The 12,985-nt window shown below is 74.4% G+C and carries 10 protein-coding genes; 5 read left to right on the top strand and 5 right to left on the bottom strand.

The window, feature by feature from the left end:
* Positions 1 to 24: 24 nt before the first annotated feature.
* The 4 genes from ABZ564_RS08840 to ABZ564_RS08825 form a co-directional block, all read right to left on the bottom strand.
* Positions 25 to 2,139, bottom strand: a complete 2,115-nt coding sequence (locus tag ABZ564_RS08840) for an ATP-binding protein (RefSeq protein ID WP_360851824.1) — start codon at positions 2,137 to 2,139, stop codon at positions 25 to 27.
* Positions 2,136 to 2,843 carry a DUF4255 domain-containing protein gene (locus ABZ564_RS08835; RefSeq protein ID WP_360851820.1) on the bottom strand — a complete coding sequence of 236 codons (708 nt, stop codon included), beginning with the start codon at positions 2,841 to 2,843 and terminating at the stop codon, positions 2,136 to 2,138. Before ABZ564_RS08835 ends, ABZ564_RS08840 begins: the two co-directional genes overlap by 4 nt.
* Entirely contained in the window at positions 2,840 to 6,034 is a 3,195-nt protein-coding gene (locus tag ABZ564_RS08830; protein WP_360851817.1) for a hypothetical protein, read from the bottom strand. The genes ABZ564_RS08835 and ABZ564_RS08830 overlap by 4 nt, the downstream gene beginning before the upstream one ends.
* Positions 6,035 to 6,367: 333 nt before the next feature.
* A complete protein-coding gene (locus ABZ564_RS08825; RefSeq protein WP_360851814.1) occupies positions 6,368 to 7,081 on the bottom strand; it encodes a LuxR C-terminal-related transcriptional regulator in 714 nt (237 codons plus the stop codon).
* A 225-nt stretch (positions 7,082 to 7,306) separates the two neighbouring features.
* On the opposite strand from ABZ564_RS08825, the gene ABZ564_RS08820 reads away from it, so the two are divergent.
* From ABZ564_RS08820 to ABZ564_RS08800, 5 genes are all read left to right on the top strand, one after another.
* Positions 7,307 to 8,632, top strand: coding sequence for a hydrolytic protein (locus ABZ564_RS08820; RefSeq protein ID WP_360852176.1), 1,326 nt, complete (start codon positions 7,307 to 7,309; stop codon positions 8,630 to 8,632).
* A 480-nt stretch (positions 8,633 to 9,112) separates the two neighbouring features.
* Positions 9,113 to 10,639 (top strand): phage tail sheath family protein, encoded by a 1,527-nt coding sequence (locus ABZ564_RS08815; protein WP_360851811.1) that lies wholly within the window; start codon positions 9,113 to 9,115, stop codon positions 10,637 to 10,639.
* Positions 10,640 to 10,703: 64 nt separating this feature from the next.
* Positions 10,704 to 11,144 carry a phage tail protein gene (locus tag ABZ564_RS08810; protein ID WP_360851808.1) on the top strand — a complete coding sequence of 147 codons (441 nt, stop codon included), beginning with the start codon at positions 10,704 to 10,706 and terminating at the stop codon, positions 11,142 to 11,144.
* Positions 11,141 to 11,635, top strand: a complete 495-nt coding sequence (locus ABZ564_RS08805) for a hypothetical protein (protein WP_360851805.1) — start codon at positions 11,141 to 11,143, stop codon at positions 11,633 to 11,635. The genes ABZ564_RS08810 and ABZ564_RS08805 overlap by 4 nt, the downstream gene beginning before the upstream one ends.
* The gene (locus ABZ564_RS08800) at positions 11,632 to 11,790 is read left to right on the top strand and encodes a DUF6760 family protein (RefSeq protein ID WP_167535327.1); all 159 of its coding nucleotides are present in this window, start codon (positions 11,632 to 11,634) and stop codon (positions 11,788 to 11,790) included. The genes ABZ564_RS08805 and ABZ564_RS08800 overlap by 4 nt, the downstream gene beginning before the upstream one ends.
* A 243-nt stretch (positions 11,791 to 12,033) precedes the next feature.
* Here the strand turns inward: ABZ564_RS08800 and ABZ564_RS08795 are convergent, their stop codons facing one another.
* Positions 12,034 to 12,555 (bottom strand): hypothetical protein, encoded by a 522-nt coding sequence (locus ABZ564_RS08795; RefSeq protein WP_360851802.1) that lies wholly within the window; start codon positions 12,553 to 12,555, stop codon positions 12,034 to 12,036.
* Between the last annotated feature and the right edge of the window lie 430 nt (positions 12,556 to 12,985).

Here is a 12,985-nt window from a genome sequence, read left to right as displayed (position 1 = left end):
AGGCCGGTGCGCGGGGGAAGGTTCTCAGGTCCGGTGCCTCGTGCGCTCCAGCCACGGGCCGAACTCGCTTTCCAGGACCAGCCGTCCGAGCTTCCGGTACTCCGCCAGCACCGCCCCGACCAGCTGCTCGGTGTCCAGCGGGCGGCCCGACTCCGCCGCCTGGTACGCGGCGGTGACCGCGCAGGCCCGGATCGACCCGCCCGTCAGCTCGAACCGCTCCGCGCACGTCGCCAGGTCCAGGTCCGGGGCGCGGGGAATCTCCGTACCCAGGCAGCGCTCCCACAGGGCCAGCCGCTGCCGGGCGTCCGGTACGGGGAAGTCGGCGACCACGTCGAGCCGGCGGGTGAACGCCTCGTCCAGGTTGGCCCGCAGGTTGGTGGTGAGTACGGCGATGCCGTCGAAGGACTCGACGCGCTGGAGGAGGTAGGCCGACTCCACGTTGGCGTGCCGGTCCTGCGCGTCCTTGACCTGCGAGCGTTTCCCGAAGACGGCGTCCGCCTCGTCGAACAGCAGCACCGCGTTGACGTCGGACGCCTCGACGAAGATCCGCTCCAGGTTCTTCTCGGTCTCACCGACGTACTTGTCCACCACGGACGACAGGTCGACGACGTACAGCTCCATGCCCAGGTCCGCCGCGACGACCTCCGCCGACATGGTCTTGCCCGTCCCCGACTCCCCGGCGAACAGCGCGACGATGCCCCGCCCCCGGCCCCCGCCCGGCCGCATCCCCCACCGGCCGAGCACCTGGTCCCGGTGGCGGGCGCGCAGGGCCAGGTCGGACAGCTGGCGGCGGGTCGCCGGAGGCAGCACGAGGTCGTCCCAGCCGACCGTGGGCTCGATGCGCCGGGCGAGCCGGGCGAGCCCCGCCCCGTTCTGGGCCCGGACGGCGGTCCGCAGGTCCTCGGCCGCCACCGGACGGCCCTCCAGCGCGGCCAGTCGGGAGGCCACGGCGGCGGCCCGGCGGATCTGGCCGGAGTCGAGCCGGTACGCCCGGGTGGCGTCCGCGAGGCGGGCGTCGGCCGCGTCGGTGCCGGCGCCCGGCCCGGTGCCGGCACCCGCTTCGGTGAGCGCGCCGCGCCACCGCCGTACCGCGTCCGCCGGGTCCGGCGGCGGGACCGGGACCGTCACCGGGCTCTCGCCGGCCCACAACGGGTCCCAGTGCTTCCTTCCGTACAGGACCAGGGGCGAGCCGCCGCCGACCGCCGCGCAGAGCGTGCCGAGCAGGGCGGCGCCCTTGGGCTGCTCGGGGGCGAGGGTCTCCAGCGGGCCGAGGACGAGCCCGCCGCCGCTCAGCCGGGCCTCGGTCGCCAGAACGCGTACGGCCCTGTCCGGTTCGGGAGCCGCCGCCAGGGCCGCCGCGTCCACGACGAGCGGGCGCAGCCCGGCCGCGGCGAGCGCGCCCGTGGCCAGGCGGGCCGGGTCACCGCCCCGGTCCAGCAGATGCACCAGCCCGCTGCCGGTACCGGCGGCCGCCGCGATCCGCAGGGTGACCGGGCAGCCGTCGGGATCCTCCGGCGGCCCCGCCACCCGGACCAGGCCGTGCACCCGCGCGTCCACCTCGTCGTCCCCGAGCAGATGCGCGGTGATCCGGTCCGGGACGCGCAGCACCCTGGAGAGCAGCGGGCGTTCGGGCTCCAGCACCTCCACCAGACCGGCCGCGACGAGCGGCGCGGAGGGCGAGAACCGGAAGCGGCCGGGGCCCGCGCCGGGCAGGCCGCACAGTTCGAGGGCCAGGCCGATCGTCGCCCGGCGCCGGGTCAGGTCGTCGTTGAGGTACCCGTACAGCCGCTCGAACCGGGCGTCGATGTCCGGGGCCATCGCGACCAGCAGCAGATCGACGTCCGGCCCGGCCAGCCCGAAGCGGTCCGCCAGCTCGGCGATCCGGCCCCGCTCCGGCGGGGCGTCGGGGCCGGGGAGCGGAACGGGGCGGAACGCGTCGCGCGAGTCCAGGACGCGTTCGGCGGCGGCGGGCGTGAGGTACTGCCCCCGGAACGGGTCGTCCGGCTCCGGATCGTCCTCGCGGCGCAGCGCGACGGCGAGCCGCACGCGCCGCTCGATGTGCCCGAGCCGTTCCCAGAGGTCGGCGACGGCCGTGTCCGGCCCGTCGAGCCCGGCCGGGGCGTGCTGCGCGGTGGTCACCGCACCCCACCCCCGCGCTTCCGCCGCCCCGGCGGGAGCTGCCGCTCGCGCTCGGCGGCGAAGCCCCGGCCCGCCGGGTCGGTCGCGCCCTCGTAGCGCAGCCGGCGCCCCGGTTCCGTCGCCTCGCCGTCCCGGGCGGCGGCCGTCCGTACGAGCAGGCCCTCCGTGACCGGCGGGCCGGCCGGCTCCACCTCGCCGGCCAGCGGGGCCCATACGCGTACGTCGATCGCGGCCTTCAGCTCGCCGCCCAGCGCGGACCACACGTCCACCGTGGACGGGCGGTCGCCCGAGCCCGCCGAGGCCGCCTCCATCTCCACCGTGAGGCCGAGGCCGGCGAGGCTCCCCGTGAGCGTGCGGCCGGGCAGCGCGCTCGTGCGGACCAGGCAGCGCAACACCTCGGAGAGCAGGCGGTGTTCGTCCTGGGGGCGGTTGGTCCACGCCGTCACCAGATACGTCAGCTCGAACCAGCGCGGGGGCGTCCGGCGGCCGGTGACCAGGCCCTCGGCGTCGTACTCCTCGGCCGTGCCGCTGCGGCGGCGCGTCGCGTCCTCGCGGATCCCGTACAGGAAGACACTCACCGTGGGGGCGTTGCGGCGGGCGGACCAGTCCTTCGTCGGGGCGTCGAAGACCAGCTCGACACCGCTGTCCTGGAGGCCGGCGTCGACCAGCAACAGCCGCAGGGCCTCGTCGACCTCGTGGATCACCGGCGCCCCATCTCGTCCGGCGGCACCAGGTTGCCGGTGACCACCAGGAAGTCGGTCCTGACCGGGCTGAAGCCGGGACCGGAGGCGGTGATGGTGCGCGGTCCGGTCCGGTCCTTCACCATGATCAGCAGCTGGGCGGTGAACGTGCCGTCACCGGCCGGCCGGGTGGGCGCGGCGGCGGCGGTGATCCCGGGCTTCCAGGTCAGCTTCACGGGCACCCCGGGCGGGAAGTCCTTGCCGCGCACCGAGGTGACGAACCCGGGCTTGCCGATCTTTGGCACCGACACGATGCGGGGCCGAAGGACGCGCAGCGGGGTGCGGGAGACGTTGTCGCCCCGGTCCGCGTCGGTGCCGCTGGTCGTCAGCGTGCCGGTGACCGTGGTCCGCAGGGCGCGGTCCGGGGCGAGCACCACCCGCAGGACCGAGGAGGCGCCCGGTGTCAGGTCGGGGAGCGCGCACACCCCGCCGGTGCAGCCGGCCGGGAGCGTGACCACGGGGACGCGGGCAGGGAGCCCGAGCCGCAGCCGCAACCCGGTGGCCAGGGCGTTCTTCCCGTTGCGCACGGTGTACGTCACCACGACCCGGCCGCCGACGTAGCCGGGGCTGGGCTGCGCCCGTACGGCGACGCCGGGGCCCGCCTCGGGCGCGGGCGGCAGCGCGGGGGGCTGGGCGGACGGCGGGGGGAGGGGGTGCTGCGGGGCGGGGGCGGACGGGGCCGGGGCGGGCGGCAGGAGCGCGGTGGAGACCTGGACGGACGTGCCGGTGGCGTTGTCCGTGGGGTTCGGGTCCACGACCGTCCCGGTGACCGACCAGCCCAGCTGCCAGGGACCGTCCGTGACGCCGGTGAGCCGGGCGGTGACCCGTGCCTGGGCGCCGGGCGGGAGCAGGCCCAGGGCGCAGCTCTGCGCCCCGGTGGCGCACCGGCCCGTGGTGCTGGTCAGCTCCTCCAGCCGGACGCCCGCCGGGAGGTCGGCGACGAACGTGGTGCCGGGCGAGGGTGCCGGGCCGTGGTTGGCGACGGTGACGGTCACGGAGGCCGAGGAGCCGGTCTCCAGGGTGGGGGTGGTGGACGGTGCGGTGAGGGACAGGTCCACCTGCTGCTGGAAGGCGGGCTCCTTCTGGCGGCCCGGGAGCTTCGCGGTGAGCGGGGTCAGGGTGCCGGTGGCGAGGTTCAGTTCGGACAGCTGCTCGGGGGAGCTGGGCGCCCGGTCCCGGCGGTGGCTGAGCACCAGCCGTCCGGCGTCCGGCGACCAGGCCACGTCACGCGGCTGGTACGGGCCGGTCGCCTCGACGTCCGGGATCGGCTCGCGGCACGCCTTGGCGTCGTCGCGCCGGGCGGACGGCAGCACGACCCGGCAGCCCTTCCCGTCCGGCGAGGTGACGACGACGCTGGCGCGCTGGTTGATCCGGTCGGCGCGGTCCTTGCGGTTGAAGGCGATGGACCTGCCGTCGGGCGAGAACGCGGGGCTGTCGTCGATGACCTTGCACTCGCCGGGGCAGCCGGTGCGGCTGAGGTCGTTCTGCTTCTTGAGCGTGTCCGCCCGGGCGGTCCAGACGTGTTTGATGCCGCCGAGGCCCCGGATGACCTCGTCGCGGGTGAAGGCGAGCATGGTGCCGTCCGGCGACCAGGTGGGCTGCGCGTCGGCGCCGGTGACCTCGTCCCCGGGCGGGACGACCTTGCCGGTGATCCGCCCGGAGGCCACGTCGGCGACGAGCACCTGGCTCGTCCAGGAGCCGTTCGCGCCGGGCGTGGACCGGGTGAAGGCGAGCCGCTTGCCGTCCGGCGAGAACGAGGGGTCGGTGTCCCGGTCCCGGGGGCCGCGCCCGTCCAGCTTCATCGCCTCCGGGTGCTTCCCCTCGGTGTCGGTGAGCCAGATCCGCTGGACCCGCTGCCCGTCGATCGTCTCGAAGCGGGTCACGGCGATGTGCTGCCCGTCGGGCGTGTACGTCTGCCGCTCGGTCCAGGGGTCGTAGCCGTCGGCCGGGTGGAACAGCGGGTCGACGGCGGGGTTGTCACTGGGGTTGGTCCGGGCCCGCGGGTCCTCGCGCAGCACGTCGAGCCGCAGGTCGCGGGGGTCGGAGCCGTCCTGCCGCATGTCCTGGAGCGTGACGAGGGCGGGGTCCTTCGTGGTCCTGCGGGTGACGACCGTGGTCGTGGCCGGGGAGCCGGCGGTCCCGAGCACCGCCGGAGTCCCGACCTCGCGGTCCTCGTCGAGCACCTTCGTCGGGGCCGGCCCGACGAGGGACTCGATCCGGTAGACGTGGACGTAGTCGGAGCACCCGCAGTCCGTGTTGGGGCTGAGGAAGAGCAGCCCGTTCCCGTCCGGGAGCCAGGCCGCCGACCGGCTGCCCCAGCTCGCGGGCTTGCCGGTCAGTACGGGCCGGGCGGCTCCGGGCCGGGCGGTTCCGGCCCCGTCGGTGACCCGCAGCCGGTGCCCGGTGTCCGTGCTGGACGTCGGCTCGACGTGCACCGTGTAGACGAGGCGCGAGCGGTGGGTGCCGGCGTCCGGGTTCCACTCGGGCTCGTCCGCGTCGCCCTCCGCGCTGTTGCTGAGGCACGTCACCGTGCCCCCGGACAGGGCGCGTTCGTAGATCTGCGTACCCGCCTCGGGCCCGCCGTCGCTCGCGTACGCGATCCGGGTGCCGTCCGGGGAGAGCGTCGGGGAGGTCTCGTCGTCGGGTGTGTCCGTGAGCTGCCGCGGCTCGGAGCCGTTCACGCCCACCGACACCGACCACAGGTCCCGGCGGCCCCCGTTGCCGGGCGAGTCGAAGACCACCGTCCGCCCGTCGGCGGAGAGTTCGGGGTGCGCGGCGTCCATGCCCTCGGTCAGCTTGCTTATGGTGCCGTCCGCGCCGCGCAGGTACACCTGCGGCCGCGCCTCGTCGCGGAGGCTGGTGAAGACGAGCTTCTCGCCGCGCCCGAAGGCGTCCTGGTCGTAGTGGGCGGGGCCGTCGCCGAACAGGTCCTCGGTGGCGCTCTCCGAGGTGACCCGGCCGAGGCTGCGGTGGCCGGTGCCGGCGAAGGCGATCCGCCCGGCGGCCGCCACCGCCGTGTCCGAGGCCGCCGCTGCCGGCTGCGCGGCCTGCGGGGCGGACACGGACCCCGCCACCAGCAACGGCGTCAGCAGCACCACCGCACCGCTCAGCCGACGCCACCGGGCACCCCTCGCCGGGCCAGCAGGACCGCCCACGGTCCACCTCACAGTCTGGTCGATGGTTCTCCACGTCGAGCATCGCGCGTAAGGGGGCGGGGGGACAGGGCCCGGAGTACCGGGGGCGGGGAAGCGCGGGTGCCCTTTGCGGCCGGGGCTGCCCCGGGCGGCGGCCGGCGAGGCGGTCCCGCCGGCCACCGGCGCCGCGGCGGGCAGGGTCCGCCCGGAAGGAGCGGCGTCGGCGGGCGCGGGTCCCGGCCTCGGCGGCGGACGCGCGGGCGGCCTCGTCGTCGGGGAGGCGTACGTCCGGGAAGTCCGTGCCGGGGCACCGAGGGGGCAACGGGCACTGCCCCCTCGGTGCCCCGGCACCCCTCAGATGAGCCCGTGCCGCATGGCGTAGCCCACCGCGTGGGCCCGGTTGCGCAGGTTGAGGCGGGTGGCGACCTCGTGCAGCACGTTCTTGACGGTGCGTTCGGAGTACGAGGTCTTCTGCGCGATCTCCGCGGTGCCGTAGCCCTCCGACACCAGCCGGATCATCTCCGCCTCCCGCGTCGTGAGCGTGGACAGCGAGAGGCCCCGGGGGTCCAGGACCGAGCGGTGCAGGCTGCTGACGTGGTCCATGAGCTTGCCCAGGAGGTCGCCCGGGAGGACCCCCTCGCCCTTCGCTATGGCCGTGACGAGGTGGACGAGCCGGTCCTGATCGGCCTCCCCGCGCCGCAGCACGGCGGCGACCCCGTACTCGATGAGGGTCTGCAGGGCACCCGCCTCGAAGTAACCGACGACGAGGCCGGTACGGGTGGCGGTGTTGCGCTGGAGGCGGTGCAGGAGCTGGACGGCGGGTTCGTTCACCATGTCCACCACCACCAGCGAGACCTGCGCGCTGTCCGCCTCCTCGTCCGGTATCAGCTCTATCTCCGGACGCCGGCGCAGTTGCTGCACCACGCCGGTCCTGAGGATCAGGTCCTCCGCGTACACCGCCACCGAGACCCGGTCGGACGCCGGGGCGGGCACGGGGTGCGTGGGCGGGGGGAGGGTGCGGACGCCCGCCGCCCCCGTGGTCGTCATGTCTGTCGTGGTCATGGTCATGTGCTCGTCCTTCTGGGCTGCTTCCGCCGAAATCCGTTACGTCCTGTGCCGTACGCGCTCGTCCCGGCGGCCGCAGGGCGATCTGGCCCTGGGGTGCGGCGTGGGCACCCGGCGCGGATGTGCCCCCGGGGCACCCGAGGTGCCCGCACATTGCCCTTGCGCCCCTGCTGCCGGGAGCGCGGCGCGGCCTAACGTCGCATCGTGACCACATCTGCCGAACTCGACATGCCCACGGTGACGGTGTCGCCCGGCGCCGAAGCGACGACCACGCTGACCGTGCGCAACGACGGCGACATCGTCGAGGCGTACACCCTCGACGTGGTCGGCGACTGTGCGGCGTGGACCACGGTCGAGCCGGCGCGGGTCTCCCTCTACCCGGGCACCTCCGAGACCGTCACGGTGCGGTTCGCACCGCCCAGGTCCCATGAGGTCCGGGCGGGCGAAGTGCCCCTGGGGATACGGGTGCTGCCCGCGGAACACCCCGAGTCGGTGGCCGTCCCCGAGATGACGGTGGTGGTCGAGCCCTTCCGCGAGCTGCGGGCGACGCTGGAGCCGGGGCGGCGCAGGGGCTGGCTGGGGGCCAGGTTCCGGACGGCGGTGCAGAACCGTGGGAACGCTCCCACGGACGTCGTGCTCAGCGGCAGGCAGCCGGGCGAGGAACTGCGCCTCGCCTTCACGCCGGAGCGCCGGCGGCTGGAGCCGGGCGAGTCCGCGGAGGCGGGCCTGCGGGTCCGGGCCCGGAAGCTGATCTGGTTCGGCGAGCCGGCCGCCTGGCCGTTCGAGGTCGTCGTCGCGGAGCCGGAGGCCGAGGGTGCGGGCGTCGAGGACGCCCGGGCCGGGCAGCCGGAACCCCTCCAGGGCGAGTTCGCCCAACTCCCGCTGCTGCCCAAGTGGTTGCTGATCGTCCTGGCGGCGGTGCTCGCGCTGCTGCTGGCCTGGTTCGCGCTGGTGCGCCCCGCCGTCCGCAGCACCGCCAAGGAGGCGGGCGCCCAGGCCGCGCAGGAGGAGAACCGGCAGCCCCGGCAGGAGGGCGCCGCGGCGTCCGGCGCCACCACCGGTGGCGGCCAGGAGCAGCCCAAGGGTCAGGGCGAGACCGCCTCGACGGGCCCGGACGGGTCCGGCGGCGCCGCCACGGGTGGCGCCGGGTCGACCGGCGGGAGTGGCGGGAGCGGCGGCGCGAACGCCCAGCAGAGCTCCGAGACGATCGACGTGGAGACGGGCGCGGGGGCCCGGAAGACCGGCACGTATGTGGTCCCGGAAGGCAAGACCTTCGGTGTCACGGACATCGTCGTGGCCAATTTCCAGGGCGACGAAGGCCTGTTGACCATTTCCTTCGGCCAGCGGAAGATCACCACCATCGCCCTGGAGACGTTCAGGAACCAGGACTATCACTGGGTCACCCCCATTCAGATACCGGAGAAGGCGGCGGTCACCGTTTCCGTGACCTGTTCCAAGCCTGGGACTCCGGCCACCGGTACGCAGGCTTCCGGGTGTCACCAAGTGCTCAATGTGAGCGGCGTGCTGAGCGATGTCTCGCGAGAAGAACGATAGCGCCGGATTCCTGTCCTTCTGTTCCGGTGACGTGAACAGACGCGCTCCCCACCTGCGCCGATGTGCCACCGGGTGTTCATCCGGGTGTGGCCCTCCCCACACCCGGACACGCCCGGAACGACTGGACGCGTAAATGCGCGGACTGCGGGCGGCAGGTGAATCCCGGTGTTTCCCGGGTCATTTCCGGTCATTTCCGGTCATTTCCGGAGGCGGTGAGCGGGCCGGACCGCCGGCTGCCTCCGTTCGCCGGAGCGGATCCGGCCGCTTCCGGTTCCCTCGGGGGGACGTGGAGAATCAGCCGGTTTCGGGCCGTCGGCCCTTGATTTCTGGCTGAAACCCCTCCCTCACGTCAGGGGGCCGGCCCCCCGGGCCCGGAAAGGCAGCGATCCTGCCCCCCGGCCAGGACTTTGAGACCTACTGCCCCCTGCGCCCCCTGATGAGACTGGGCGGGCGAACGACTGACCAGCCGAAGGAGCGAGCATGCCGTCGTACCTCACCCCAGGTGTATACGTGGAGGAGGTGCAGTCCGGAGCACGGCCCATCGAGGGTGTCGGCACCGCGGTCGCCGCCTTCGTCGGCTTCGCGGAGACCGGCCCCTTCCACCGGCCGACGCTGGTGACCAGCTGGGACCAGTACGTATCGGCCTTCGGCACCTTCACCCCGGACACCTACCTGACGCTCGCCGTCCACGGGTTCTTCAGCAACGGCGGCGGCGCCGCGTACATCGTGCGCATCGGCGGCCCCGCCGAGGACGCGTCCCGGGACGCCGCGCCCGCGACGGCCCCCTCCGTGGCCATCGGCGGCTTCCTGGTCTCCGCCCGGCCGGGTGCCGGCGACGGCGTCTCCATCGAGGTCGCCGACGCCGAGGGCGAGAACCCGCCGGAGGACCGGTTCCGCCTGCTGGTGCGTCAGGGCGGCAAGGTGGTGGAGACCTTCGACACCTCCGTACGCAAGAACGTCAAGGGCTACCTCGTCACCCAGGCCCGTCAGTCCAAGCTCATCGAGGTCACCGAGCAGCCGGGCGCCGTCCAGACCCGCCCCGAGAAGCAGAGCCTGACCCTCGCACCGGCCACCCCGGAGGCGGGCACCACCGGCCGGACCGGGCCCGCCGAGTACGTGGGCGACGCGTCGGCCCGTACCGGCATCGCGGCCCTGGAGGCGATCGACGAGATCACCATGGTCGCCGTCCCCGACCTGATGGGCGCCCACCAGCGCGGCGACATCGACGACGAGGGCGTCCGCGCCGTGCAGCTCGCCCTCATCGCGCACTGCGAGCAGATGGGCGACCGGGTCGCCGTCCTGGACACCCCGCCGGCCATGAACGCCCAGCGCGTGCGCACCTGGCGCAACGACGACGCCGGCTACGACTCGCGCTACGCGGCCCTGTACTACCCGTGGCTCAAGGTCCTCGACCCGGCGACCGGCCGGCAGACCCTGATGCCGCCGAGCGGCCACGTCGCCGGTGTCTGGGCGCGCAGCGACGGCGAGCGCGGCGTGCACAAGGCGCCCGCCAACGAGGTCATCCGGGGCGCGCTCGACCTCGAACTGCGCCTGAGCCGGGGCGAGCAGGACCTCCTCAACCCGATCGGCGTCAACTGCGTGCGCGCCTTCCCGGGCCGGGGCATCCGGATCTGGGGCGCCCGGACCCTCTCGTCCGACCCGGCCTGGCGCTACCTCAACGTCCGCCGGCTCTTCAACTACCTGGAGGAGTCCATCCTCCTGGGCACCCAGTGGGTGGTCTTCGAGCCGAACGACGACCGCCTCTGGTCGAGCATCCGGCGCAACGTCACCGCGTTCCTCTCCGAGGAATGGCGCCGGGGCGCGCTCTTCGGCCGCACGGCCGAGGAGGCGTTCTACGTCAAGTGCGACCGTGACAACAACCCGCAGGAGTCCATCGACCTCGGCCAGGTCGTGTGCGAGATCGGCGTCGCCCCGGTGAAGCCGGCGGAGTTCGTCGTCTTCCGCCTCTCGCAGTTCTCGGACAGCACCAGCCTCGTGGACGAGTGACCGTCCCCGTCAAGCGGTGACCCGGCAGGCAACAGACAGCGAACGGAACAGGTGACACACAGTCATGGCAGAGGGCGACGCTCTTTCCACCCACGTCTTCGGCGTGCAGCTCGGCGGCTATCTCGTGGAGTCGATCCAGGAGATCAGCGGCCTCACCGTCGAGGAGGAGGTGGTGGAGGTCCGGCAGGTGACCTCCACCGGCAAGCAGATCATCCGCAAGCAGCCCGGCGCGCGGCAGGCCGGCGAGGTGACGATCACCCGTGGACTCGACAAGAGCAGCGAGTTCACCAAGTGGATCAAGGAGACGCTGAACAACGGCGCCGTCGACACTGCCCGGCAGAACCTCACCATCGAGATCAAGGACTCCACGGGTGAGACCGTCCGCCGCATCCAGCTGATGCAGGGCTGGGCCAGCCGCTGGGAGGGCCCCTCGCTGAAGGCCGGCGAGTCCAGCGCGGCGACGGAGACGGTCACCATCACCTTCGAGGAGATCATCGTCGAATGAGGCGCAGGACCGTATCCGGCGGCGGCCTCGAAGAGGTCCTCGACGACCTCGCCGCCGCCGCGCCCACGCAGCGCGAGACCCCGGCCCCGGCGCAGCCGGCCCCTCGGCCCGAACCCTCGGGCCTCCGCACGGAGTTCGAGTTCGAGCTCCCGCGCGGTTACGTCGACGACGAGGGCCGGCTCCACCGGACGGGGTCCATGCGGCTCGCCACCGCCCGGGACGAACTGCGCCCGCAGATCGACCTCCGGGTCAAGGAGAACCCCGCGTATCTGAGCGTGGTGCTCCTCAGCCAGGTGATCACCCGGCTCGGCACGATCACCGACGTGCACGCCGGGGTGGTCGAGCGGATGTACGCCACCGACGTGGCGTTCCTCCAGGACTTCTACCGCCGCATCAACAGCGAGGGCCACACCCACGCGGCCGTGACCTGCCCGCTGTGCCAGGGCTCGTTCGAGGTGGACCTGTCGGGTGAGCGCCTGGGGGAATCGTGACGTACGCGCCTTCCCGGCTGCGGGAGGAGCTCGCGTACATCGCCTACCACTTCCACTGGCAGCGTGAGGACATCCTCGACCTCACCCACGGTGAGCGGCAGGAGTGGGTGAGGGAGATAGCGCGGATCAACACCCGCGTCAACGAGAGCGGGTGAGGGCGTGGAGTTGAAGGGCTGGTTCCGTCGGCGTCCGGTGACGGCCGGGGCCGGCGTCCCCGACGCGGCCCCGGGCCCCGGCACCGGGGAGGCGCCGGCCGCCCCTTCCGCGCGTCCCGACGCGGACTGGGACGGCGGCTGGCGGCGGGTCGCGCCCCCGGCGGTGACCGTCGCCCGGTCCTCGATCGGCGTCAGCGACGGCCTGCGCTTCCGCTCCCGCCTGGCGTCCTGGCAGAACGTGGCCTACAGCGACGGCGACCTGGGCCATGCGGTGCTGCCGTCCGCCCCGGTGGGGCTGGTCCACGGGGTGGCCCGCGCACCGGGCCTGCCGCGTACCGCCCCCTCGGGGGCGCCGTTGCTGCTGCGCGCGGCGGGCGGGGCCCCGGAGGAACCCGTGGCGCCTTCGGCGCCGAGCGGGGCGGATGCGCCCGCCGGATCCGGCCCGGGGCCGGTCGCGAGGCGTACGGCTACGGGCCCCGCGCCCGCCGTTGCGGGGTCCGCTTCCGCCCGTCCCGGCACGGAGGCCCGCCCGGGCCGGGACGGGCGGGGCGCGGCCGCGCCCAGGCGGGTGGTCCCGGTCGTGCCCGGCTCGGCGACCCGCGCGGCCGGGGAGGGCGGAACCGCCGCCCCCGCGCCGTCGCAGGCGCGCCCGGCCCCGGTGCGGGCCCGGCGCACCGCCCCGCCGCTGATCATCGCCCGCCGCCCGGCGACGACCCTGCGGAACCTGTCCACCGTCGCGTCCAGCGGGGTGCCCGCACCGGTCACGCCGGTTGCGCCGGTTACGCCGCCCGGGACGTCTGTGGGGTCTGCGGTGCGTCCTGGGCTGGGCGAGTCCTTGGGCGAGCTGCCCTCCGGGACGGGCCCGTCCGCCCGGCCCGGTGGTGGCGGTCCGGCTTCGTCGGGGCCGGAGCTGCCGGTGGTTCAGCGGCAGTCGGACGCGCCCGCGTCCGGGACGGTCTCGGAGGGCGCGGCTGCTGTGGCGCCGGAGCGGTCCGCCGGTGCGGCTGCGGTACGTCCCGGGCTGGGCGGGCCCTTGGGCGCACCGGCTACCGGGGTGGGTTCGTCGGTGCCGTCCGCCGGTGGTGGTCCGGCTTCGTCGGGGTCGGTCCTGCCGGTGGTTCAGCGGCAGTCGGACGGGTCGGTGTCCGCGGTGTCGGAGTGGTCCGGCGGTGTGTCCGCCGCGTCTGCGGTACGT

Source organism: Streptomyces sp. NPDC019224, from assembly GCF_040632605.1.
Taxonomy (GTDB): Bacteria; Actinomycetota; Actinomycetes; order Streptomycetales; family Streptomycetaceae; genus Streptomyces.
Note: the sequence above shows the minus strand (reverse complement) of the source record. Positions and strands in the feature narration are given on the sequence as shown.